Source organism: Pseudomonas emilianonis, assembly GCF_023072625.1.
GTDB lineage: Bacteria > Pseudomonadota > Gammaproteobacteria > Pseudomonadales > Pseudomonadaceae > Aquipseudomonas > Aquipseudomonas paraveronii.
On record NZ_JAKNRV010000044.1, the window covers coordinates 1 to 22,383 of the forward strand.

Annotated in this window: 23 protein-coding genes and 1 pseudogene; 13 read left to right on the forward strand and 11 right to left on the reverse strand. The window is 61.0% G+C overall.

The window, feature by feature from the left end; all coding sequences use genetic code 11:
- A partial coding sequence (locus L9Z73_RS07565) for a LysR family transcriptional regulator (RefSeq protein ID WP_247398096.1) occupies nt 1-297 on the reverse strand: 297 nt, incomplete at its 3' end.
- 151 nt (nt 298-448) lie between these two features.
- Here L9Z73_RS07565 and L9Z73_RS07570 point away from each other — a divergent pair.
- Genes L9Z73_RS07570 through L9Z73_RS07585 form a run of 4 tightly spaced genes read left to right on the forward strand, consistent with a single transcriptional unit; the run spans nt 449 to nt 3,113 of the window.
- Nucleotides 449-646 (forward strand): tautomerase family protein, encoded by a 198-nt coding sequence (locus L9Z73_RS07570; RefSeq protein ID WP_058822715.1) that lies wholly within the window; start codon nt 449-451, stop codon nt 644-646.
- A 52-nt stretch (nt 647-698) separates the two neighbouring features.
- Entirely contained in the window at nt 699-1,052 is a 354-nt protein-coding gene (locus L9Z73_RS07575; RefSeq protein ID WP_247398098.1) for a putative quinol monooxygenase, read from the forward strand.
- Nucleotides 1,053-1,094: 42 nt separating this feature from the next.
- Nucleotides 1,095-1,709: a nitroreductase family protein gene (locus L9Z73_RS07580; RefSeq protein WP_247398102.1), complete on the forward strand. Its 615-nt coding sequence runs from the start codon at nt 1,095-1,097 to the stop codon at nt 1,707-1,709.
- Between the two features lie 54 nt (nt 1,710-1,763).
- A complete protein-coding gene (locus tag L9Z73_RS07585) occupies nt 1,764-3,113 on the forward strand; it encodes an MFS transporter (RefSeq protein WP_247398104.1) in 1,350 nt (449 codons plus the stop codon).
- Nucleotides 3,114-3,120: 7 nt separating this feature from the next.
- Here L9Z73_RS07585 and L9Z73_RS07590 read toward each other — a convergent pair whose 3' ends face one another.
- Both L9Z73_RS07590 and L9Z73_RS07595 read right to left on the reverse strand, forming a co-directional pair.
- Nucleotides 3,121-3,915, reverse strand: coding sequence for an SDR family NAD(P)-dependent oxidoreductase (locus tag L9Z73_RS07590; protein WP_058822711.1), 795 nt, complete (start codon nt 3,913-3,915; stop codon nt 3,121-3,123).
- 157 nt (nt 3,916-4,072) lie between these two features.
- Complete coding sequence (locus tag L9Z73_RS07595; RefSeq protein WP_247398107.1) at nt 4,073-4,972, reverse strand: LysR family transcriptional regulator; 900 nt, start codon at nt 4,970-4,972, stop codon at nt 4,073-4,075.
- A gap of 109 nt (nt 4,973-5,081) precedes the next feature.
- On the opposite strand from L9Z73_RS07595, the gene L9Z73_RS07600 reads away from it, so the two are divergent.
- Genes L9Z73_RS07600 through L9Z73_RS07615 form a run of 4 tightly spaced genes read left to right on the forward strand, consistent with a single transcriptional unit; the run spans nt 5,082 to nt 7,645 of the window.
- Nucleotides 5,082-5,711 (forward strand): NADPH-dependent F420 reductase, encoded by a 630-nt coding sequence (locus tag L9Z73_RS07600; protein ID WP_247398111.1) that lies wholly within the window; start codon nt 5,082-5,084, stop codon nt 5,709-5,711.
- 25 nt (nt 5,712-5,736) lie between these two features.
- Complete coding sequence (locus L9Z73_RS07605) at nt 5,737-6,561, forward strand: DODA-type extradiol aromatic ring-opening family dioxygenase (RefSeq protein WP_247398113.1); 825 nt, start codon at nt 5,737-5,739, stop codon at nt 6,559-6,561.
- Entirely contained in the window at nt 6,554-7,225 is a 672-nt protein-coding gene (locus L9Z73_RS07610; RefSeq protein WP_058822707.1) for an alpha/beta hydrolase, read from the forward strand. The genes L9Z73_RS07605 and L9Z73_RS07610 overlap by 8 nt, the downstream gene beginning before the upstream one ends.
- 18 nt (nt 7,226-7,243) lie before the next feature.
- Nucleotides 7,244-7,645, forward strand: coding sequence for a DoxX family protein (locus L9Z73_RS07615; RefSeq protein ID WP_058822706.1), 402 nt, complete (start codon nt 7,244-7,246; stop codon nt 7,643-7,645).
- A 66-nt stretch (nt 7,646-7,711) separates the two neighbouring features.
- Here the strand turns inward: L9Z73_RS07615 and L9Z73_RS07620 are convergent, their stop codons facing one another.
- The gene (locus tag L9Z73_RS07620) at nt 7,712-8,593 is read right to left on the reverse strand and encodes a LysR family transcriptional regulator (RefSeq protein WP_247398116.1); all 882 of its coding nucleotides are present in this window, start codon (nt 8,591-8,593) and stop codon (nt 7,712-7,714) included.
- A gap of 157 nt (nt 8,594-8,750) precedes the next feature.
- On the opposite strand from L9Z73_RS07620, the gene L9Z73_RS07625 reads away from it, so the two are divergent.
- The 4 genes from L9Z73_RS07625 to L9Z73_RS07640 are packed head-to-tail and all read left to right on the forward strand — an operon-like array spanning nt 8,751 to nt 12,404.
- Complete coding sequence (locus L9Z73_RS07625) at nt 8,751-9,767, forward strand: LLM class oxidoreductase (protein ID WP_247398160.1); 1,017 nt, start codon at nt 8,751-8,753, stop codon at nt 9,765-9,767.
- Nucleotides 9,764-10,564, forward strand: coding sequence for a sugar phosphate isomerase/epimerase family protein (locus L9Z73_RS07630; protein WP_247398118.1), 801 nt, complete (start codon nt 9,764-9,766; stop codon nt 10,562-10,564). The genes L9Z73_RS07625 and L9Z73_RS07630 overlap by 4 nt, the downstream gene beginning before the upstream one ends.
- 15 nt (nt 10,565-10,579) lie before the next feature.
- Nucleotides 10,580-11,386: a sugar phosphate isomerase/epimerase family protein gene (locus L9Z73_RS07635; RefSeq protein WP_247398121.1), complete on the forward strand. Its 807-nt coding sequence runs from the start codon at nt 10,580-10,582 to the stop codon at nt 11,384-11,386.
- Nucleotides 11,387-11,420: 34 nt separating this feature from the next.
- On the forward strand, nt 11,421-12,404 hold the full coding sequence (locus tag L9Z73_RS07640) for an LLM class flavin-dependent oxidoreductase (protein ID WP_247398125.1): 984 nt from the start codon (nt 11,421-11,423) through the stop codon (nt 12,402-12,404).
- Nucleotides 12,405-12,510: 106 nt separating this feature from the next.
- On the opposite strand, the gene L9Z73_RS07645 is transcribed toward L9Z73_RS07640, so the two are convergent.
- The 6 genes from L9Z73_RS07645 to L9Z73_RS07670 form a co-directional block, all read right to left on the reverse strand.
- Nucleotides 12,511-13,635, reverse strand: coding sequence for a glycerol dehydrogenase (locus tag L9Z73_RS07645; RefSeq protein WP_247398127.1), 1,125 nt, complete (start codon nt 13,633-13,635; stop codon nt 12,511-12,513).
- A 38-nt stretch (nt 13,636-13,673) separates the two neighbouring features.
- Nucleotides 13,674-14,456, reverse strand: coding sequence for a (S)-acetoin forming diacetyl reductase (locus L9Z73_RS07650; RefSeq protein ID WP_058822700.1), 783 nt, complete (start codon nt 14,454-14,456; stop codon nt 13,674-13,676).
- 72 nt (nt 14,457-14,528) lie between these two features.
- Entirely contained in the window at nt 14,529-15,860 is a 1,332-nt protein-coding gene (locus L9Z73_RS07655; RefSeq protein WP_247398129.1) for a carbohydrate porin, read from the reverse strand.
- 105 nt (nt 15,861-15,965) lie between these two features.
- Nucleotides 15,966-17,414, reverse strand: coding sequence for an NADP-dependent succinate-semialdehyde dehydrogenase (gabD, locus tag L9Z73_RS07660; RefSeq protein ID WP_247398148.1), 1,449 nt, complete (start codon nt 17,412-17,414; stop codon nt 15,966-15,968).
- Entirely contained in the window at nt 17,411-19,090 is a 1,680-nt protein-coding gene (locus L9Z73_RS07665; RefSeq protein ID WP_247398151.1) for a flavin-containing monooxygenase, read from the reverse strand. The genes gabD and L9Z73_RS07665 overlap by 4 nt, the downstream gene beginning before the upstream one ends.
- 119 nt (nt 19,091-19,209) lie before the next feature.
- The gene (locus tag L9Z73_RS07670) at nt 19,210-20,010 is read right to left on the reverse strand and encodes an SDR family NAD(P)-dependent oxidoreductase (RefSeq protein WP_247398154.1); all 801 of its coding nucleotides are present in this window, start codon (nt 20,008-20,010) and stop codon (nt 19,210-19,212) included.
- 313 nt (nt 20,011-20,323) lie between these two features.
- Here L9Z73_RS07670 and L9Z73_RS07675 point away from each other — a divergent pair, with 313 nt between their 5' ends.
- Entirely contained in the window at nt 20,324-22,192 is a 1,869-nt protein-coding gene (locus tag L9Z73_RS07675; protein ID WP_247398157.1) for a sigma-54-dependent Fis family transcriptional regulator, read from the forward strand.
- 42 nt (nt 22,193-22,234) lie between these two features.
- Here L9Z73_RS07675 and L9Z73_RS07680 read toward each other — a convergent pair.
- Nucleotides 22,235-22,383: pseudogene (locus tag L9Z73_RS07680) on the reverse strand (electron transfer flavoprotein subunit alpha/FixB family protein); the annotation flags it as partial.

Here is a 22,383-nt window from a genome sequence, read left to right on the forward strand (position 1 = left end):
GACGCGCAAGCGCCCGGAAGGCTCGCCGCCACCAGGGCCCAGGCCGCTTTCGGCGGCGCCGATTTCCTCCAGTGCCGCGGAACACGCGACGAAATACGCTTCGCCATCGGCGGTCAATGAAATGCGCCGGGTGGTGCGATGAAACAACTGCGTGCCCAGGCGCTCTTCCAGGCGCGCGATGGCTTTGCCCACGGCGGATTTCGACAACCCCAGGCGCTCGGCGGCCTGGGTGAAGCTGGATGAACGTGCAGCCACGACAAAGGTGATAACACCCTGGAAGGAATCGATAGGAACCATGCAGCGCTCGCTTATTGTAGAGTTTTAGTCTACCCAGATTATAGTCAGAGGCCGTTTATCGCCAGCCTGTTCAACAGTACGATGGATTCCAGTCAGACAACGGTGCACTACCCGCACCTTTCCCAGATCAATGTCCCAAGAGGAATACATCATGCCCGTCGTCCGTGTGAGCTGGTTCGAAGGTAAAGAACACGCGCAGAAAGCCGCAGTGGCCGCTGACATCACCGAAAGCATCGTCAAGCACACCGGCACCGATGCCAACTACATCTACGTGATTTTCGAAGACGTCGCCGCCTCCGACTGGGCCGGTGCCGGCAAGCTGTTCGGGGACGCGCCCGACAAGTCCTGAGCCTCTCCCACTCCACAGGCACCGCCCGGTGCCTCTGACGGAAACACTCATCATGCATCCCTATATCTCCTGCCTGTTCAGCCTCGCGGTAAAACCCGCAGAGTTCGCCGAATTCAAGGCGCTGATCGCGACTATCGTGGCCGCCACCCGCGCCGAGCCAGGCACCCTGGTCTACGAATACAGCGTCAACGAAGACAACAGCACCGTGCACATTCTTGAGCGCTACAACGCCGACGCCGTGGTCAGCCACGTCGACACCACGTTCGCCCCCTTCGGCCAGCGCTTCCTCGAACTGTGCAGCATCACCAGCCTGGTGGTGTACGGCACGCCGGATGTGCAAATCCGCAAGCGTCTGGACCCGTTCGGCGCGGTGTATATGACCCCGTTCGACGGCTTCAGCCGCTGAGTCGGGCGACCGCGCACCCTCCTTTTACCCACAGAGATCACCATGTCCGGTATTGCCGAAGTTATTAAGTCCCGAATCTCCGCCAACAGCTACGACACTGCACGTCAATTGACCGATGCGCAGATCGCTGAGCTGATCGACCTGGCCACCCACGCCCCGTCCGCCTTCAACCTGCAGAACTGGCGGTTCGTGGCGGTACGCAGCACCGAGGGCAAGGCCCGCCTGCTGCCATTGGCCTTCGGCCAGCAGAAGGTCGTGGACGCAGCCGTGACGTTTATCGTCTGCGGCACCCTCAACCCCCAAGCCACCTTGCCTGCCTCGCTGAAACCGACGCTGGACGCCGGCATCATCGACCAGGCGATCTACGACATGTGGCTCGGTGCCGCACAGGGCATGTACGCGCAAAACCCGCAGTTGCAGCGCGACGAAGCGATCCGCTCGGGCTCCCTGGCCGCGATGACACTGATGCTGGCCGCCAAGGGCCAAGGGTTAGTGTCGACCCCGATGATCGGCTTCGATCAGTCGGCGGTGGCCCAGGCGTTCGGTCTATCGGACACCGAGATTCCGGTGATGCTGGTCACCGTTGGCTACCCGGGCGCGACCAACTGGCCGCAAAAGCCGCGTAAAGCCGTGAACGACGTGTTGCAGTTCGTCTGAATGGAGGCCGCCAGTGCGGCCTGGCCGCGCCGACGCTCGAGGTAAATGCCTGACATGACCCCCTCCCCTTCGTTACGCGCGATTCTGATCGCCGCCTGCCTCGGTTTTCTGGTTGTCCAGCTGGACGTCAGCGTCGTCAACGTTGGCCTCGGCGCACTCAAAGAGGCGTTCAATACCGACTTCACGGGCCTGCAGTGGGTCATCAACAGCTATGCGCTGCCGTTTTCCGCCCTGCTGATCCTGGGAGGCGCTTGGGGCGACAAGTGGGGGGCCAAAACCGTTTTCGCAGTCGGTTTCGCCATCTTCACCCTCGCGTCGATCGGTTGTGGCCTGGCCAACAGCACGACCCTGCTGATCACGATGCGTGTCATCCAGGGCATCGGTGCAGCATTGCTGATCCCCACGTCACTGACGTTGATTCGCGTGTCGTTCCAGGACCCCGACAAACGCCGCTGCGCCGTGGCGCTGTGGGGCGCCTGCGGAGGTATCGCATTGGCGGCCGGCCCCGTGATCGGCGGCCTGATGATCGAGTACTTCGGCTGGCGCAGTGTGTTTCTGCTCAACATTCCGATCGGCCTGCTGGCTATCGCGCTGATCCTGCGCTACGCCCCCGCCTCCCCGCGAGTCGACAAGCACATCGATATTCCCGGGCAAATCAGCATTGCCATTTGCGTTGCGGCGCTGACCTACGGCTTGACCGAATCCAGCGCACAAGGCTGGGTCGCTGCGACCTTTTCCGCCCTGGCGGTGGCGTTGATCTGTGCCGTGGCGTTCATCCTGATCGAGCGGCGGGTCGCGCACCCAATGCTGCCCCCGCACCTGGCCCGGAACGCCGTGCTGGGCAGCATGGCGCTGGCCGGCGCGGCGATCAATCTGACCTTCTATGGAACGGTGTTCGTTTTCAGTATTTACTTCCAGACCTTCCTGCACTACGACGCGTTCACCACCGGCTTGTCGTTTATCCCGTTGACCGCCGTGCTGACCCTTTCAACCCTGCTCTCGTCACGCTTCGCCAAACGGTTCAGCGCCCCGCGCATCATCACCACCGGGTTCAGCGTACAGATCATCGGCTTCCTTGCGCTGTCGCAGACCAGCGCACACGGCTCGCCCTGGCTGCTCAACGGCGCGCTGATGCTGGTCGGCATCGGCAGTGCCATGTCGGTTCCGTCGATTACCAATGCGATGCTCTCGTCCATCAGCCAGCACGATGCGGGTATCGCGTCGGGGTTGATGGCCTCCGCCAGACAGTTGGGCGGCGTGATCGGCGTCGCCGTTTCCGGGGCGATGATCGCCAGCGCTGATGCCACCGCGTTCGCCCAGGGGATGTCGAACGCGATGTTGCTGTCAGCGCTGGCCCTGCTCATCTGCATTGGCGTGGTGGTCTACGTGTCACGCCGCCCCTGAACGCAGGTCAGACAATATCGTCGACGACCCCACCATCGACCCTGAGCGCAGCGCCGGTGGTGGCGGAGGCCTGGGTCGAACACACGTAGACAATCATATTGGCCACTTCTTCCACGCTGGACGCGCGCTGGATGATGGAGCTGGGACGCCGCTCGAGGACGAAATCACGCATCACGGCTTCGAGGGGCTTGCCGGTGCGTTCGACTTCGCCCTTCATCATCTCGGCCACGCCATCGGAAAGCGTCGGCCCCGGCAGCACGCTATTGACGGTCACACCGCTGCCGGCCACGCGTTTGGCCAGGCCACGGGCCAACGCCAATTGCGCGGTTTTGGACACGCCGTAATGGATCATGTCGGCAGGAATGTTGCGTGCCGACTCGGACGCGACAAACACCACCCGTCCCCAGCCGCGCTCGACCATCGCCGGCAGCAGCGCGCGACTCAGGCGCACGCCGGACATGACGTTGGTCTGCCAGTGGTTGTTCCAGACGTCATCGCCGGCCTCGAAGAAGTCCTGGAGCTCATAAATGCCGGCATTGTTCACCAGGATGTCGATAGCGCCAAGCCCGGCCAGCAGGGTTTCAACCCCTTGCGCAGTGCTCAAGTCAGCGGCGACACCGCTGACCACGGCATCAGGCACCTCGGCGAGCAAACGCGCAATGGCGTCGTTCACCGAGCGTTCGCTGCGACCATTGATAACCACCGCAGCGCCTGCTTGCGCCAACCCCTTTGCCACCGCAAAACCAATACCACCGGTGGAGGCGCTAACCAATGCGCGCTTCGTCTTCAGTTCGATATTCATCATCGCTCCTTCAGCATGAACAGGCCTATGTGTCCCTCAACAGTTGACGCCGCGAACCTGCCGACGACTGCGGGGGTTGATCAAGCATAGACACACGTCCAGGGCGACGGATGATCTGGAACAGGTGGTTATTCGAAAAAACTCAGGCTCGACAGCGCTATTGCTCCCAATGGGGATGGCTGAAGCGCTCAGCCAGAAAATTGATCAACACCCGCACCTTGCTCGCCAGGTGTTTGCGCGAGGGATAGACCACGTAGATGCCCAACTCGATGGAACGGTACGCCGGCAGGATCTCCACCAGGGCGCCGCTGCGCAAATCCTCGGCGACCATGAAGCTCGGTTGCAGGGCAATACCGGCCCCCGCGAGGGCGATGCTGCGGCAGGTGTCGCCGTTGTTGCAGCGCGCGGTCGAGCGCGTGCGCACCGTCTCGCTGCCGTCAGGCCCTTCGAATTGCCACTCATTGCCCATGGCGAAGTGGGTGTAGGCAATCACGCCGTGGTCGGCCAGGTCGGACAAGGTGCGAATCGGCGGATGACGGTCCAGGTAGTCGGGAGACGCAAACAGGCACATCCGCGTCCCCGCCAGGCGTCGTCCCACCAGCGACGAGTTTTCCATGCGCGCAATGCGCACCGCCGCGTCAAAGCCCTCCTCCACCAGATCCACCAAGCGATCGTTCAAGCTGATGTCCAACTCGACATGGGGGTAGGCCTTCATGAATTCGCCCCACAGCGGCGCCAGGTGCAGCACGCCGAAACTGACCGGCGCATTCACCCTCAACACGCCGCTGGGTTCCGGCGCGGTGGACGACACGGCTTCTTCTGCCTGTTCCATCAGCGCCAGCACCTCACGGGCCTGATGGTAGAACTGGCGCCCCTCCTCCGTCAGCGAAAGCCTGCGTGTGGTGCGGTGCAGGAGCCGCGCCCCCAATCGCTCCTCAAGCGCACTCACATACCGCGAAATGGCGGCCTTGGACATCGCCAGGGGTTCGGCTGCGCCCACGAAGGTGCCTTTATCAACCACCGTGCAAAACACCTGCATCTCCAGCGCCCGATCCATAACTGTCTCACTTAGTGGAACTATTCATCACATCTGGCCTTATTTATCTCAAAATCACAACCTATAGACTGAACCCATCGAAACACACATCAACGCACACGAGGTCGACATGAAAATCACAGTAGTGGGTACCGGCAACATGGGTTCGGCGTTTGCCAAACAACTGTCGGCCGCTGGGCATATCGTTCGGATCACCGGGCGTGACATCGGCAAGGCCAGCACCCTGGCCGCGCAGTTCGTGAACGTCAGCGCCTACCCGTCGGCCGAGGCGTTGGCTGACAGCGACGTCGTGGTGGTTGCTACCGCCTATGAAGACGCTGTCAAGGCTCTGCAAAGCCTGGGCGACCTGACGGGCAAAGTGGTGATCGACATCACCAACCCGCTGAGCGCCGACTACATGTCGCTGACTATCGGGCATGTCACCAGCGCCAGCGAAGAAATCGCCAGGGCGCTGCCGCAGGCCCAGGTGGTGAAGGCCTTCAACACCCTGTTCGCCCAAGTGCTGGCCGACGGTCCGACCTTTGCCCATGACCAGACCGGCAGTGTGTTTGTCGCCAGCGACAGCGAACGCGCCAAGCAGACCGCCATCGCCCTCGCGCACAGCCTGGGCTGGAACACGGTGGACGCCGGCGCACTGGTGAATGCCCGCTACCTGGAGCCATTGGCCGGGTTCAACATTTACCTGGGCTACGGCGCAGGCCTGGGCACCTCGATCGCGCCGGCCTGGCTGAGCAAATAACCCACGAACCGAGGCATCACGCACCATGAACACGTCATTCCCGCTGTTGTTTGTGTCCCATGGTGCTCCGCTGTTTGCCATCGAGCCCGGACAGGCAGGTCCACGCCTGGCCCAGCTCGGTCGCGAACTGCCACGCCCTGATGCCATCGTCATCCTTTCTCCGCACTGGATGACCCATGGCGAAGTCAGCGTGACGTCGAGCACCGCCCCGGCAACCCTTCACGATTTCGGTGGGTTTCCCGACGCGCTGTACCAGTTGCAGTATCCGGCGCCCGGCGCACCGGTCCTGGCGGCGCACATCGTCGAGATGCTGCAGGACGCCGGCTGGAAATCCCGCCTGGATGCCCGCCGCGGCCTGGACCACGGCGCCTGGGTCCCGTTGTTGTATCTGGCACCGCACGCCGACATCCCCGTGGTTCAGGTGTCGATGCCCGCCAGCCTCGATACCCGCCAGGCGTGGAAACTGGGCCAGGCGCTCAAGCCTCTGCGGGAGATGAACGTATTGATCGTCGCATCCGGCAGCCTGACCCATAACCTGTATGAGTTCCGCAGTGCCTCCGGCCTCGGCGCCGACTACGTCAAGGCGTTCGCCGCCTGGACCGCAAAGACGCTGCAGGCAGGCAACACCGAGTTTTTACTGGACTACAAACAGCACGCACCGTCGGCTGAACGGGCCCACCCGACGGATGAGCATTTCCTGCCGCTGATCATCGCCCTCGGCGCGGCCGGTGAACACTACGACATCCGCGTGCTGGAAGGCGGCGTGAGTTACGGCGTGCTGTCGATGGACAGCTACCTGTTCTCGTCCGCCACCCCTCAACCTCATCAAGGCGTTACAGACCATGCGTGATACCCATTTTTCCGACGTCTGCCGCGAGCCACAGACCGGCCTGTCTTTGCGCAAGGGCGGCAACACAACCGCGCCCAAGGCCCGCTTGATTCTGCTGCATGGCGTGGGTTCCAACGAAGCGAACCTGGCGCCCCTGGCCGATGCATTGCCTGAGGCGCTGGAAGTGATCCTGTTGCGCGGCCCGCTGCAAATCGGCCCACAGGGTTTTGCCTGGTATCAGGTGAACTTCACCAGCAACGGCCCCTCGTTCAACCAGGAACAGGCTGAATCCAGCCGGCAACTGTTGAGCCGCTTCATTGATGCGCTGCCAGCGATGCCGACCGTGATCGCTGGCTTCAGCCAGGGCGGCATCATGAGCGCCAGCGTAGGGCTCACCGAGCCTGAACAGGTAGCCGGTTTTGCCCTGTTGAGCGGGCGCATGTTGCGCGAGCTTGAGCCACGCATCGCCTCCGCCGAGAGGCTAAAATCCGTGCGAGCGTTCATCGCGCATGGTTATCAGGATAACGTTCTACCCGTCGCATGGGCGCAGGAGGCCGATACCTGGCTGGAACGGATCGGCGTCGTCCATGAAACCCATTTCTACAACATGGCCCACGAGATCGTCGCGCAGGAACTGGCGGATTTTTCTCAATGGCTGACTCAAACCTTGCCGCTTTCCCACTAAATAAAAAGGAACTGCATCATGATCGACTACCGTACTGCTCCCTATGCCGCCTTCGTTTTACGCCTTGCCTTGGGCATCATGTTCATCGCCCACGGCCTGACCAAAGTGCTGGTGTTTACCCCCGCCGGCACCGCAGGCTTTTTTGAATCCATCGGCTTCCCAGGCTTTCTGGCCTACCCGGTCATGGCCTTTGAAGTGATCGGCGGCCTGATGCTGGTGCTGGGCATCTACGCGCGCTGGATCGCCGCCCTGGCCGTGGTTCAGTTGTTTGTCGCCGCCACCGTACACTTCGGCAACGGCTGGAGCTTCACCAACGCCAATGGCGGTTGGGAATATCCGATCTACCTGTGCGTCACCGCGTTGGTCGTCGCGCTACTGGGTGACGGTGCCTTTGCCGCGAAGTCCTCCAGCAAAGCCTGATCGACTCGACTCAGACCCGCCGATGCCCCGTATAAGCGGGCGCGTCGGCAGTTTGCGTTGGGCAGTTCAGGTCAGGCGCAACGACATGAAACTGACAAACGCCTTGATCTTCGGCAACGGCTGGCGGCTGGACGGCCAGAGGATGCTGAAGGTGCGGTGGTCGCTGAGGTGACGGTCGAGCAGAGGCACCAGGCGCCCGGCGGCAATCGCTTGTTCGACGAAAAAATCCGGCAGGCACGCGATGCCAAGCCCCGCCTCGGCCATGGCGAGCAACGGTTCGATCGCATTGGCCGTGGCGGACTGCCCCAGCTCAACGCTTTGCTGGCCGTTTTTTACCACCAGAGGCCAAGGGTCAAGCTTACCGCTGGTGGGATAGCGGTAACGCAGGCACGAATGGCTGGACAGCTCCGCCGGCCGTGAGGGCACCCCGCGAGTCGACAGATAGCCGGGAGACGCCACCAGGCGATGGCTGTAGCCGTTCAGCGTGCGCATCATCAAGCGCGAATCCTGAACTTCGCCGATGCGCATCACTGCATCAAACCCCTCCTCGATGACGTTGACCAAACGGTCGCTGAACTCCAGTTCGAGCTCGACCTCCGGATAGGCCTGCTGAAACGCAATCAAGTGTGGCATCAGGCGCATGCCCAACTGCGGCAAACCAAGGCGCAACTTGCCTTGGGGCTTGCCGGCGGCCTGGGTGAGTTCACGCTTGGCCACTTCGTACTCGGCAAAGATCCGATGGCAACGTTCCAGAAACAGGCTGCCTTCGGACGTCAGCGTAATGGCGCGGGTAGAGCGGTGAAACAAGCGCACGCCCAACTCTTCTTCCAGCCGTGCGACCGCCTTGCCAACCGCCGAGGACGATACCCCGGTGCGGCGTCCGGCCTCGGTAAAGCTGCGGGTGTGCGCGGCCTGTACGAATGCGCCGAGCGCTCCAAAATGATCCATGGCCACCTCAGGTTATTTGAGCGTTTTATTCACAAATGATCGGAACTTCATCCTATTTTTCTTTCGCATCATACAACTTATAGTCGGCGCAATCGTGACTTCAACCGCTGCAATGCTCAGCGAAGCCACCGCCGTCCGACTCTACGAGACTCCTCGAATGACCTCGATGCCGTCCAACCTCGTGCTTGCGCCCGAGCTCAAGCAACACCCCGGCTATGCTCGCGTGTTCCAGCCCGGCCACTTGACCTTCGGCTTTATCGCACCGCTGGAAAGCTACCCCAACAGCCCTGGCCCGACCCTGCAGGACCACACGCATATGGCGCAAAAAGTCGATGAGGCGGGGTTTTCTGCCATCTGGCTGCGAGACGTGCCCTTCTACGACCCGAACTTCGGTGACGTGGGCCAAATCCTCGACCCACTGGTCTACGCCGGCTTCCTCGCCGCCGTGACCCAGGACATTGCGATTGGTACCGCTGGCATCGTCTTGCCGCTACGTGATCCGCTGATTGTGGCCAAGCAGGCAGCAAGCGTCGATCAATTGCTCGGCGGGCGTTTCATCATGGGCCTTGCCACCGGCGACAGGCCGGTGGAATACCCCGCTTTCGGCCTCGACTTCGACAACCGCGCCGAACGATTTCGGGATGCACTGGCGATCATTCGCGCCACCACGCAAACCCACTGGGCGACTCACACGTCGCGTTTCTATGGGCAATTGAACGGCGATATCGACCTGGTGCCCAAAGCCTTCGGCGCGCGCATGCCCACGATTATCGTGGGCCAGGCCGGGCAGTCGCTGGAGTGGATCGCGCAGCACACCGACGGCATTCTTTCGTACATTTCCAACCCGGCATTGATCCCGCAGATCATCGAGCGCTGGCGCGCCGCCTGCGGCCCCAACGTCTACAAGGCGTATGGCTACGGCACGCTGTTCGACCTGGACCGTGATCCCGACCATCCGCTGCAGGCGGGGCGCGTGCTGCGTGCCGGTCGAAACAGCCTGATCGAACACTGGAAACGCCAGCAGGACCAGGGGGTCGGTCACGTTGCCCTGCACTTCAAGCCCCAGCGCCGCCCGGCCGCGGAAGTCATCGACGAGCTCGGTGAATACCTGCTGCCGCACTTTCCCAGCGCCGTCTTACCCGTCGAGCCATCGCCAGCACAGGCCCACTCATGAATCGCACGTTGCATCATATGGATTTCATCTTCCAGACCACCCTGGGCACCTATCCCTTGGCCGCGCAATGCGAAATGCTCGCCGAGCTCGGCTACCAGGGCCTGACCATGTCCGCGTGGAGCAAAGACCTGAAGTCGATCCCCCAAGTAAAACCTGCGTGGGGCCTAGATGTGGGCGCGGTGTACCTGATCTATCGCAAGGGTCTCGAAGCCTTTGTGATCAATGTGTTCGAGACCCTCGAAGGCTGCAGCACCATCGAATTGGCCCTGCATTCCGGCGACGACGTCACGAACTTTGATCGCCGGATGCTCGAGCGCCTATTGCCGATCTGCGAGCGCCGTGGGTTGGAGATCAACCTTTACCCACACGCACGTTATGGCCTGCAAACCACCACTCAAGCGGTGGCGTTGTGCAAGGAATTCAACCATCCGCGCTTGAACATCGTCTTCAACGGTTACCACTGGTACGCAATGGAGGAAAAGGCCCTGGAGCAGCGCCTCGACGCCCTGTGGCCCTGGCTCAAACAGGTGAACATCGCCGGCACGCGTCGCTCCCCACTCGGCTGGGGCGGCCTGGCCACCATCGAACCGTTGGACGAAGGTGAAATGGACAACTTCGTGCTGCTCGGCGCCCTCGAACGGCGGGGCTTTGCAGGACGCTTCGGCGTGCTTGGCTGGGAGAGCATGGGCGGTGACGTCTACGGCAATCTGCGCCGCTCGGTCACGGCCTTCCGTGGCATGGAACAGCGCTTGGCCGCCCACCCCGAATGGGCTGTCCTCGCCGACGCGCCTTATTGAGTCAGGAGAGCCGCCATGACTCATCGTATCCACGCACTTGATTCGTTCTTTTACTCGTCCATGGGCGTCTATGCCTTCCAGACCCAGTGCGAAATGCTCGCCGAACTAGGCTATGACGGCATTACCGTCGCGGCCTGGGGCGGCACGCCGCTGACCGACCTTACGCGGCTACCCCACGTACCGGAACAACATGGCCTGCGGATCGAAGGGCTGTACCTGGTGCTGCATGAAGGACGCAACGACGCGCTGATCCGACGCCTGGTCGAAACGGTCGAAGGCGTCGAACTGATAGAACTGGCCGTGCAGACGTCGGTCAACGGCCACCCCGCGATCATGCGCTTCATCGAATCGCTGCTGCCGATTGCCGAACGTCGCGGCTTACGCATCGCGTTGTATCCGCACTTGCACCACGTGACCCAGACCACCGCGCAGGTGGTCGAGATCTGCCAGCACTTCGCACACCCGCGCCTGGGCGCTTCGTTTAACGGCTACCACTGGTACGCCAGCCAGGAAGGCGAATTGGAGCAACGTCTGGCGGCGATGAAGCCCTATCTGATGCAAGTGGTCACGTCCGGCAGCGCGCTGTCGCAACTGGGTTGGGGTGGCGTGGCCACCATGGAGCCCGTCGATCGGGGCGAAATGGACAACTTCGCACTGATCGCCGCCCTGAACCGCGTCGGTTACACCGGCAGCATTGGCGTGCTCGGCTGGGATTACGGCGGTGACATTTATCTCAAGCTGCAGCGCTGCCTGGCCACCCTGCGCGATATCGACCAACGCCTGGAACACCACCCTTCCTGGGCGGACTTCCCACTCAAATAGTGGCCTGTCCAATCACCTTGAAACGGAGCCTGCAATGACAGCCTTGTCTGTGCTTGACCTGATGATGATCGGCGAGGACAAAACCTTCGCCCATACCCTGGATGAAGCGGTCGCCCTGGCGCGACATGTGGAAACCCACGGCTACAAACGCTACTGGATCGCCGAGCACCATGACTTGCCGGGCATCGCCTCGTCGGCGACCAGCCTGCTTATCCAACACCTGGCGGCGAACACCACGACCCTGCGCGTGGGAGCTGGCGGCATCATGCTGCCCAATCATTCGCCGCTGACGGTGGCCGAACATTTCGGCACCCTGGACACCCTGTTCCCCGGGCGTATCGACCTGGGAATCGGTCGCGCACCGGGTTCAGCCGGGCCGGCGATCCGGGCATTGCGCGGCGATGCCTCGGAGCGCGACTTCACCCAGGACATCCGCCAGTTGACCGACTACCTGGCCGATGAAGGTCGTCAGCCCGTAAGGGCGATCCCCGGCAAACACAATGTCCCTCTCTGGCTATTGGGCTCGAGCCTGAACAGTGCCGAACTCGCGGCAAAATCAGGGCTGCCTTATGCGTTCGCCTCGCACTTCGCCCCGCATAACCTGATGGATGCCATTGCGTATTACCGCAACAACTTCCGCCCCAGCGCCACGTTGCAGCAACCCTACGTGATCGTGGGCGCCAATGTCTTCGCCGCGCCTACTCGCGCTGAAGGCGAGTACCTGGCGAGTTCCCACCGCCAGTGGGTCAGCCGCCTGTATGCAGGCAAACCGGGGCCTCTACCACACCCCGAGGAGGGCTACATGGAGCGACTTACCGAACGTGACCGCTACAGCCTGGCCCAGGCGATGGCCTGTACCGCCGTAGGTGACCAGGATGATGTGGGTAGCTGGCTGCGTCAGTTCATCGACACCACCCAGGCGGATGAGGTAATCATCGATGCGCGGATCTATGACCCCCAAGCGCGCTGCCGCTCCTACCAACTGGCCGCCGAATCGATTGCGGACTTATTGGACTGATGCCGCTGGTGGCACTCAGCCTGCCGCTGAAACGCCTCAATAGCGCAACCCGCCTTGAGGCGTCGTCAATCACTCAACCCGATTGACGACGCCGGCGCGCTGAAAACTAGTGCGCACACTTCTTCTGTTTAAAGGCGCGCAACATTGCATCCGTTGCCACTATGGCGTCATAGACCAGATTGGGCGTGACCGTAAACGGCATGTTGTGAATCGTGTCGTTTTTATCACAGGCCACCTCAGCCACCTTGCGCCACTCCTCTTCTTTGAAGGTCTTCAGGCCCAGGTCCTCCAGCGTCAACGGCAAGCCAACTGCAATCGCGATATCCACGACCTCCTCGATCTCCTCCATGGAGGCAGCCTCCATCACCAATTGCGTGAACAAGCCGAATACCACCTTTTCACCATGCTGTGCGCCATGAAGATCATGCACGGTGGTCATTCCGTTATGAATCGCATGCGCCGCCGCACAACCACCCGACTCGGCGCCCACCGCAGACATATAAATGGTCGCTTCAATGGTGTTTTCCAGCGCCGACGTAATGACTTTGTTCTCAACGGCATAAGCCGCCTGCGCCGAGTATTTCTTGATGGTTTCGTAGCAGGTTTGGGCAATCGCAAAACCAATCAATGTTGGCTTCAGCATGTTCCCGTCATTGCCCAGGATCAGGTTGTCGCGTTGCGCGGCAAAACAGGCTCTGGCCTCAAAGTAGGTGGCCAGGCCATCCCCCACACCTGCCGCAAAAAATCGCGGGGGCTGTTCTGCCAGAACCCGGGTATCTGCCAACACTACGTCAGGATTTTTCGATAAGAACAAGTAGCGGTTAAACGTATCGTCGTCATTGTAAATGACTGAAATCGCCGTACAGGGTGCATCTGTCGAGGCGAGCGTGGGCAGTATCAATACCGGTTTACCCAAGAAATGCGCGGCCGCCTTGGCCGTATCCAGCGTCTTTCCGCCGCCGATACCGACGATGTAGTCAAAATCACGAGCTGCCTGAACGTGCTTATTGATTTCACTATCAGAACATTGCCCGCCAAACACGACCAGTTCAGCTGCCTGTTCATTCGTGAATCCCGGCAAGGCTTTCTCATGAACGCGGTTAACAATGAACTGATCACAAATCAAATACGCATTGGCCCCATACGGTTTGCCATGCAGGGATAAATCCATTAATGCGTCGGCCTGCAGCAGGAATTTAGCTGGCGATGCAATGCCCTTGGTAATATTCATCTTATCTACCCTCACGTTGTACTTGGCGCCTTCAGCGCTTAGTTAAATACCATCCCACCATCAATAATCACGGCCTGGCCAGTCATGTAGTCCGAATCAGGACCGGACAGGAATGACACACAGGCCGCCACATCTTCCGGCTGCGAAAGTCGCTTCAACGTAATGTGCTGGGCAAACTGCTCCATCCCCCACTCCACGCTTTGATTGGCGTTGTCCGCGACATCCTGGGCGACTTTGCGCATCATCGGCGTGTTGACGATGCCGGGGCAGTAAGCGTTCACGGTAATGCCCAGGTGGGCCAGCTCTCGGGCCGCTGTCTGGGTGATGCCACGCACGGCAAACTTTGTCCCGCCATACACCGCCAGGTCCGGATTGCCGATATGACCGGCCTGGGACGAAGCACTGATGATTTTCCCGCCGTGGCCCAGGGTTTTGAATGCGTCCACTGCGGCCTGAATGCCCCATAGAACGCCACCGACGTTGATATCGAAGGTTCTGCGGTACATCTCGGGCGTAATCGCTTCAATCGGGGCGATTGGCGCGATGCCGGCGTTGTTGATGACCACATGCAGGTCGCCAAGGCCATCCACCGCTTCCTTTACAGCCTTGAAGACATTGTCTCGATCAGCCACATCCACGCTAATGGCCAGGGCTTTGCCGCCGGCTTTGTTGATGCGTTCGGCGACCTGACGAGCGGTTTCAATATTCATGTCCGCGCAGGCCACGGCAAACCCATCTGCCGCCAACCGCACGGCAATGGCCTCACCGATCCCTTGACCGGCGCCGGTAACAAACGCAACTTTTCCCAAGGACTTGCTCATTTTTATATTCCTTCTCAATCGTGATGGGGATATTGGCTAGCGATGACTGACGGTTCAGGTGCAGACAACGGCTTAAAAACTCGCTTGCAGTTTCAGGCCGGCGACCCAGGCGTTATCCACTTCATACACACCGCCGGGATTACGCACGTACTGCACGTTCGGGCGCACGGTCAGCCAGTCGGTGACATGCACGCCGTAGTTGAGCTCGATGTTGTATTCGCTGTGCTGCACCGGGACGTAGAGCGGGTTGTCGTAGTCGGTGATGCCCGTGCTGTCATTGATCAGGCGCTGGCGCTTGGTGACGTCGTCGTTGACCTTCAGGCGGGCAACCCCCAGGCCGATGTCATCCTTGGGACGCGCATCGAACGGGCCTTTGTAGACCGCACCGATGTTCTGGAAACTTTCGATGCTGCTGGTGGCCTTGTCATGCACGGTCAGGCTGGCAAACACACTCAACCCCCGTGATGCATCGCCATGATGGGCGGTGAGTTGCTGCTGGCCCATGATCCACGCACCGTGTTTGCTGCTACGGGATTTGGGCGCCTGGCCGGTCAACGCCTGCGGTGCGCCGTTGATATCCTCGTACACGTCATTGGCGGCGGCGCTGCTGTGGTAGTAGCCCAAGCGGTATTCACCGGGCAACGCTTGCTGGCCCACCGTTGGCTTCCAGATCACTTCGACCGGCACCAAGGCGCCTTTTGTGCCACTGCCGCTGAGCTTGAAACCGTTGCCGGTGCTCAGGTACGACGGGTTCTGCTCATACGCCCCGACCTGCACCGCCCACTGTTCGTTCAGGTTGTAGCGAACGCGCCCCCCCCATTGGCTGACGGGGCCGCTGTACCAAACATCTCCGGCCACGTTACCGATGGGCGCACTGCAGAACGACAAGCTCTGGAAGTCGCACGGGAAGCTGGCAAAGTCTTCATTGACTCCCAAACGGCCCAGCTTGAGATCCAGGGCGCTGTCGAAAAACTTCTGGCGATACCACATCTGAGTCAGGCGCCAGGTCTGTCCCCTGCCCCACACTTCCTGCACCGAACTGAGCTGCGGGGCGCGCGGGTCGGAGACGCGTTCGTTGGAGAGGTTATTGCCATTGCGCTCCGTCACCAGCAGTTGGAACTCGGCGTCGTTCCAGCCCAGCAACTTTTGCAGGTCCAGGTGAGTGCCAAGTGCCCATTGCGCGGTGTAGCGTGCGGTGCGGTCATGGTTGTAGCCGCCGTGAACGTTGGTGGCCCCTTCGCCGACGTAGCCAACGATCACGTCAACGCCCTGTTCCAGCAGCTCACTGCGTAACCCGCCCCAATCACCCGTACCCCATTGCGAGGAAGGGTCAGCGGCGGATGCGGGTACAGCAATGCACGACAGGAGCCCAAGCCCCAGCGGCAGTTTCCAAGCGATGTTCATGTCGATATTTCCTATTGTTTTTATGTTTTACGACACAGCGTGAAGCGGGCCGCGGGGCAAGGCCCGCACGGCCATCAAGCAAAAAACGCACAGCGATGGATCAGCTCAAATGCCGGCCAGGCACAGGTATTTGATCTCCAGGTAATCCTCAAGGCCGTACTTGGAACCCTCACGACCGACGCCCGAAGCCTTGACCCCACCGAACGGCGCGGCCTCAGAGCTGATGATTCCGGTGTTGACCCCGACGATGCCGTACTCCAGCGCCTCGCCCACCCGAAACACGCGACTCAGGTTGGCGGTATAGAAATACGCCGCCAGGCCGAACTCGGTGTCGTTGGCTTTTTTGATGACTTCGGCGTCATCAAAAAAGCGGAACACCGGCGCCAGCGGGCCGAAGGTTTCTTCCTTGGCCACCCGCACGTTGTCTGGCACGTTCACCAAGATGGTGGGCTCGAAGAAGTTCTCGCCCTGAGCATGCGCGCCGCCGCCCTGGACAACCTTGGCGCCCTTGGCCAGCGCATCCTCGATATGCTCGCGCACCTTGGCCACGGCCTTGCCGTCGATCAGCGGCCCGAGGGTCACGCCGTCGGTAAAACCATCACCGACCTTCAGGGCCGCGACTGCCGACGCGAGTTTATCGACGAAGGCGTCGTACACCTTGTCATGCACGTACAGGCGGTTGGCACACACGCAGGTCTGCCCGGCGTTGCGGAATTTGGAGGCCAGCGCACCGTCCACGGCGGCATCGAGATCGGCATCCTCGAACACGATAAACGGCGCGTTGCCGCCCAGCTCCAAGGAGACCTTTTTGATGTCGTGGGCGCATTTCTCCATGATCTGGCGGCCGATCTCGGTGGAGCCGGTAAAGGAAATCTTGCGCACCACCGGGTTGCTGGTCAGCTCTTCGGCAATCTCCGCTGCGGCGCCGGTGACCACCGACAGCACGCCCTTGGGAATGCCCGCCAACTCGGCCAAGTAGACCAAAGCCAAGGCCGAGAATGGCGTCTGCGAGGCCGGTTTGATCACCATCGTGCAGCCGGCGGCCAGGGCCGGGCCGGCTTTGCGGGTGATCATCGCGCTGGGGAAGTTCCACGGCGTAATGGCGGCGCACACGCCCACCGGTTGCTTGATCACCAACAGGCGCTTGTCGGTCGCGCCGGGGATCAGGTCGCCGTAGACGCGCTTGGCCTCCTCCGCGTACCACTCGATGTACGACGCACCAAACACGATTTCGCCCAACGCTTCCGGCAACGGTTTGCCTTGTTCGAGGGTCATGATATGGGCCAGGTCGTGCTGGTGCTCGATGATCAGGTCGTACCAGCGGCGCAAGGCATTGGCACGGGCCTTGGCCGAGAGTTCGCGCCAGGCCGGCAACGCACGCTCGGCGGCCTCGATGGCCCGGCGGGTTTCCGCCTGGCCCATGCGCGGGACTTGGCCGATGGTCACACCGGTCGACGGGTTGACCACGGTGATCGTGGCCTCGTTGTCGGCAGCCAGCCACACGCCGTCGATAAAGGCCTGATGGCGCAAGAGCTGGGGGTTGTTCAACGTCATTGCTGGTTCTCCGTTACACGACGCGGTTGCGCGCCTTCGACACTCACGGCCTTGAACTTGAAGCCCCGGTAGTCGTCGTGCTTGACCGCCGCCAGCTGTTCGCTGAACGCGCCCAGGCCACCCATGTAGAAGTACACCTTGTTGCTTTTGCCCGGGATGTTCGCGCCGAAGATCCACGAGTCGGTCTTGGCGAACAGCGTCTGGTCGGCGATGTCCTGGCAGATCACGCCCCATTCCTGCTCGCTTTGCGCAGAGGGTTCCACGCAGGCCAACTCGTTCTGCTCCATGAAACCAATCAGGTCGGACACCCACTCCACTTCGGTTTCAATGGTCGGTGGAAGGTTGGTAAACGGACCGTTGGGGCCGAGAATCATGAACATATTGGGGAACTTGGCGGTGGCGACCGACAGGTAGCTCGACGGGCCGTCAGCCCAGTGATCCTTCATCGAGACGTTGTCGCGCCCGCGAATGTCGATGCGCTTGTAATTGCCGTCCACGGCATCGAAACCGGTGGCGAACACCAGTACATCCAACGCGTGCTCGACCCCGTCCGCCGTGCGAATGCCCTTGGCGGTGATTTCTTCAATCGGGTTGGCCTTGACGTCCACCAGCGACACATTGGGGCGATTGAAGGTGGCGTAGTAGCCGCTGTCGCACAGCGGACGCTTGGCGTAGAGATCGCGCGGCATCAACTTGCGGGCAGTTTCAGGGTCCTGGACGATTTCAGCGATTTTCTCGCGCACGAAGTTCTGGGCTTCGATGTTGGCTTCTTCGCTGGTGGCGATATCGTTGAAGGTCTGGAACATGTAGCGGAAACCGCCGCCACCCTCCCAGGCGCGCTGGAAGATGGCTTTGCGTTCGGCGGCGTCCACGCTCATGGTGGGGATGTCGCTCTCCGGGAAGCCGAACGCCAGCCGCGAGGAACGCACTTCTTGCCAGATGGCATCGTAGTTGCGTTTGATGTCGTCGACGTATTCGCGGCTGACCGGGCCATTGCCTACCGGCACGGTGTATTGCGCGGAACGCTGGAACACCGTGAGGTGACCGACAGTCGGCGCGATCGCGGTAATGACTTGGCAGCCCGTGGACCCAGTACCGATCACGCCAACCCGCTTGCCTTCGAGCACGGCATCGGCCGGCCAGTTGGCGGTGTGGTACATGTGCCCCTTGAATTGGTCCAGGCCGTTGATCTTCGGCACGTTCGTCGCCGACAGCAGGCCCAGTGCCGTCACCAGGTACTTGGCGCTGTATTGATGGCCGTCATCGGCGGTGACCAGCCAGCGGCTGCTGTGCTCATCGAATACCGCAGCGGTGATGCCGGTTTCCAGTTGGATATCACGACGCAGGTCATGGCGATCAACCGCGTGATTGAGGTAGGACAGAATCTGCGGCTGGGTCAGGTAGCGCGTGGTGATATCCCACTCCTGGCACAGCTCGCGATCCCAGGAGAAGCAGTACACAAACGATTCACTGTCGGATAACGCGCCAGGGTAGCGGTTCCAGAACCAGGTGCCGCCGATACCGCCGGCCTTGTCGAAGGCACGCACCTTCAAGCCCAGTTCATCGCGCAACTTCTTGAGCATGTAAATGCCGCCGAAGCCTGCACCAATCACAATGGCGTCGTAGTGGATGATGTCGGTGCCAACCGAACGTTTGGCCAGAACTGTAGTTGTCATTATGTTCTCCTGTTTCGATCAGTGCGCCTGCGGCTTGAACAAAGCTGCAGGCAAGCCGTATCCGTTCCCCCGAATCAAGGTTTCAGGGGACGTAAACTCAATAAGTAAGCGGGGTTCAACTAAAGCGAGAAGCCGCCATCAACGGCGATCGCCTGCCCGGTCACGTGGGGCGCGCAGGCGAGGTAAACCGCAAGTTGGCCCATGTCTTCCACGGTTTGCGCTTCGCCTTGGGGCAGCAGGCTGGACTGGTGCCGTTCCCAGGACTGCACTTCGGTTTCGCCAGGCTGGGCCCAGCGTGCGGAAAGCCCTTCGTCACCGCGCCACATGCCGGTGCCGACCACACCCGGACAAAGGGCGTTGACAGTGATGCCCTCGCGGGCGACCTCTTTGGCGAAGGCGTTGGTAAATCCAATCACTGCAAACTTGGAGGCGCTGTAGTGGGACAGGTCCGGGAAGCCGACTTTTCCGGCAATCGACGCCAGGTTGATGATGCGGCCGAAGTTGTGCTCGCGCATCAGCTCGAGCTCGGCCTGGCAGCAGAGGAATACGCCACGGGCGTTGATGTTCATGATGCGGTCCCACTCGCTGACCGCCAGCTCGTCAACGCGGCCAAGGCTGACTACACCTGCGTTGTTGACAGCCACATCCAGGCGGCCAAATTCTGCCCGAACTTGCTCGATCAGGCTGACGACGCTCTCGGGCTTGCTGACGTCAACTTGCAGGGCTACCGCCCGACGACCCAAGGCCCGTACCAGGGCGGCGGCCTCTTCGGCGATGCCCAAGTCATAGTCAGCAAGCACCAGGTCTGCGCCTGCCTGGGCCAGGCTCAGCGCAATGCCCTGGCCAATACCACGACCGGCACCCGTCACCAGGGCAACCTTGCCGTTCAGGGAGAAATTCACAGCATTGAATTCGCTCATGTACTGCCTCTGTCATTCTTGTTGTTGAGTTGCGACCGTTCGACGCGGCCTGCTGAGACTGACAGAGCAAGTCGAATGCCAATACCGTAATACTTGGCTGTAAAGGCCGGAATAGAGGGATCGTCAGCTTAATTAACGTACCCCGCGTCAATGCCTGCGCAAGACATAACCGCTCGTACCTTGCGTGGGACGCTGCGAATACTGAGCGGTTATGTCTCACCGGCACCGGCTGACGGATTCAGCTTGAAGGGATCGGCCAAGCCGCCTTTAATGGCCATCAACAGAAAAATAAGATCCAACCTTCGGAGGTACCATGTCCTCTGGTTTTTCGAAGACTCATGTGGAACACGTGAGTCGCGTATTGCGCACTGCCCAACATGCACCGACCCTGCCGGTGCCCAATGCCATCCTCGATTCCTGGCGACGCTCGGTACAGCACTACAAGCTCGACCCGGGTTCATTACAGGGCCCGAGGGTTCTTGAGGCCCACCAAATCCATGAACACCGCCAGCGTGTCGACGACTTCCTGCACCTGGCAGGTGACGAAATGTCACGGTTGCACAGCCGCGTAAGAGACGCCGATTACTGTGTGATGCTCACCGATACGCTGGGCTGTACCGTCGACTACCGGATCGAGTCAGCCCTGCGCGGCGAGTACCGCCGCTCCGGCATGGACGTCGGCACTTGCTGGTCGGAAAAGGAAGAAGGTACGACCGCTGTCAGCGCGGTGTTGATCGACAAACTGCCGGTCACCGTGCACAAGCTGGATCACTTCCGTGCGGCGTTCATCGGCAACACCTGCTCTGCGGCGCCGATATTTTCACCCCGCGGAGAGATCCTGGCGGTATTGGACGTCTCTTCGGTTCGTGCTCCGGATGACCGGCGCAGCCAGTATTTGATTCGGCAAATGGTCATTCAAAGCGCCACGGACCTCGAAAATGCCTACTTCATGTACAGCACCCAAGACCTGTGGGTGTTACGTGCTCACCCCCTGCCAGGTTATGTCGACAGCCAGCCTCAATGCCTGTTCGCCTGGGACCGTGATGGTCGGATTGAAGCGCTCAACCCTGCCGCGCGGCGCCTGCTGTTGCAGCGCTGTGGCCGGATCCCCGCGCATATCGACGAAGCCTTCGCCTCAGCGCAGTTGCCCGCCGCCGGGGATGACAGCCTCCACTATTTGCCGTCGATGGGGCTGCATGTGCGCCTCAAGATGCCTCGCCGGCCCATCAGCGCCCCCGTGGTCAGCCATCCGGCGTCAGCGCTCGACCCCAAGGTTGCGCAGGCGTTGGAGCTGGCGGTACGGGTCAAGGATCGTGGCCTGCCAGTGTTGATCCATGGTGAAACCGGTGCAGGCAAGGAACACTTTGCATTGCAACTCCATGCTGCCAGCAAGCGCCGTGAAAAACCCTTTGTTGCGGTGAACTGCGCGGCGATTCCCGAGAGTCTGATCGAGAGTGAACTGTTCGGTTATGCCGCGGGTGCCTTTACCGGCGCCTCAACCAAAGGCATGCGTGGCTTGTTGCAACAAGCCGATGGCGGCACCTTGTTTCTCGATGAGATCGGCGATATGCCCCTGCCCCTGCAAACCCGCCTATTGCGGGTGCTCAGCGAGGGTGAAGTGGCCCCATTGGGCGGAGCTCGCACCCAGTCCATCGATATTCAGGTGATTTGCGCCAGCCACCGCGATATCGCCACGCTGGTTGAAACCGGCAGCTTTCGTGCAGACCTGTTTTTCCGCCTGAGCGGCGCACGCTTTGATATACCGCCGCTACGCGAACGCAAAGACAAACTGGCGTTGATCAACAAACTGTTGGGCGACGAATGCCAGCGCTCAGGCGAACGCCTTGAACTGAGCGAAGCTGCACTGGAAATGCTCTTGAACTACAGCTGGCCCGGCAACATGCGGCAACTGCACCACGTACTGCGTTACGCGTGCGCCGTGTGTAAAGGCCAGGTGATCGGGGTGGATGATCTGCCGGTGACGCTCGGCGCGAGCGCGCCGGTAAAGGGCCAGGAGACCGTCAGCGGCAGCCCGGAGCGCCAGGCTTTGATCGACACGCTTGTGCGCAATCGATGGAAACCCCTTTTGGCCGCCCAAGAACTGGGGATCTCCCGTGCAACGCTGTACCGCAAGGTCAACTTGCACGGCATCAAAATGCCAGGCAAGGGTTCGTACAACTGAACCTGCGGCAGGCGCGCTCTTCGCCCGCCTGCCGACTGGTTATTACAGCGCCTGTTGCAGCGCCGGTACGGCTTCGAACAAGTCCGCCACCAGGCCGTAATCAGCCACCTGGAAGATCGGTGCTTCTTCGTCCTTGTTGATCGCCACGATCACCTTGGAGTCTTTCATGCCGGCCAAATGCTGGATCGCGC

Excerpts from the sequence above, each read along its gene's own strand:
- L9Z73_RS07610 (WP_058822707.1), top strand. The coding sequence starts at position 6,554 with ATGCGTGATACCCATTTTTCCGACGTCTGCCGCGAGCCACAGACCGGC.
- L9Z73_RS07580 (WP_247398102.1), top strand. The coding sequence starts at position 1,095 with ATGTCCGGTATTGCCGAAGTTATTAAGTCCCGAATCTCCGCCAACAGC.
- L9Z73_RS07625 (WP_247398160.1), top strand. The coding sequence starts at position 8,751 with ATGACCTCGATGCCGTCCAACCTCGTGCTTGCGCCCGAGCTCAAGCAA.
- L9Z73_RS07615 (WP_058822706.1), top strand. The coding sequence starts at position 7,244 with ATGATCGACTACCGTACTGCTCCCTATGCCGCCTTCGTTTTACGCCTT.
- L9Z73_RS07575 (WP_247398098.1), top strand. The coding sequence starts at position 699 with ATGCATCCCTATATCTCCTGCCTGTTCAGCCTCGCGGTAAAACCCGCA.
- L9Z73_RS07645 (WP_247398127.1), bottom strand. The coding sequence starts at position 13,635 with ATGAATATTACCAAGGGCATTGCATCGCCAGCTAAATTCCTGCTGCAG.
- L9Z73_RS07630 (WP_247398118.1), top strand. The coding sequence starts at position 9,764 with ATGAATCGCACGTTGCATCATATGGATTTCATCTTCCAGACCACCCTG.
- L9Z73_RS07670 (WP_247398154.1), bottom strand. The coding sequence starts at position 20,010 with ATGAGCGAATTCAATGCTGTGAATTTCTCCCTGAACGGCAAGGTTGCC.
- L9Z73_RS07590 (WP_058822711.1), bottom strand. The coding sequence starts at position 3,915 with ATGAATATCGAACTGAAGACGAAGCGCGCATTGGTTAGCGCCTCCACC.
- L9Z73_RS07605 (WP_247398113.1), top strand. The coding sequence starts at position 5,737 with ATGAACACGTCATTCCCGCTGTTGTTTGTGTCCCATGGTGCTCCGCTG.
- L9Z73_RS07675 (WP_247398157.1), top strand. The coding sequence starts at position 20,324 with ATGTCCTCTGGTTTTTCGAAGACTCATGTGGAACACGTGAGTCGCGTA.
- L9Z73_RS07640 (WP_247398125.1), top strand. The coding sequence starts at position 11,421 with ATGACAGCCTTGTCTGTGCTTGACCTGATGATGATCGGCGAGGACAAA.
- L9Z73_RS07570 (WP_058822715.1), top strand. The coding sequence starts at position 449 with ATGCCCGTCGTCCGTGTGAGCTGGTTCGAAGGTAAAGAACACGCGCAG.
- L9Z73_RS07620 (WP_247398116.1), bottom strand. The coding sequence starts at position 8,593 with ATGGATCATTTTGGAGCGCTCGGCGCATTCGTACAGGCCGCGCACACC.
- L9Z73_RS07650 (WP_058822700.1), bottom strand. The coding sequence starts at position 14,456 with ATGAGCAAGTCCTTGGGAAAAGTTGCGTTTGTTACCGGCGCCGGTCAA.
- L9Z73_RS07595 (WP_247398107.1), bottom strand. The coding sequence starts at position 4,972 with ATGGATCGGGCGCTGGAGATGCAGGTGTTTTGCACGGTGGTTGATAAA.
- L9Z73_RS07585 (WP_247398104.1), top strand. The coding sequence starts at position 1,764 with ATGACCCCCTCCCCTTCGTTACGCGCGATTCTGATCGCCGCCTGCCTC.
- L9Z73_RS07655 (WP_247398129.1), bottom strand. The coding sequence starts at position 15,860 with ATGAACATCGCTTGGAAACTGCCGCTGGGGCTTGGGCTCCTGTCGTGC.
- L9Z73_RS07635 (WP_247398121.1), top strand. The coding sequence starts at position 10,580 with ATGACTCATCGTATCCACGCACTTGATTCGTTCTTTTACTCGTCCATG.
- L9Z73_RS07665 (WP_247398151.1), bottom strand. The coding sequence starts at position 19,090 with ATGACAACTACAGTTCTGGCCAAACGTTCGGTTGGCACCGACATCATC.
- gabD (WP_247398148.1), bottom strand. The coding sequence starts at position 17,414 with ATGACGTTGAACAACCCCCAGCTCTTGCGCCATCAGGCCTTTATCGAC.
- L9Z73_RS07600 (WP_247398111.1), top strand. The coding sequence starts at position 5,082 with ATGAAAATCACAGTAGTGGGTACCGGCAACATGGGTTCGGCGTTTGCC.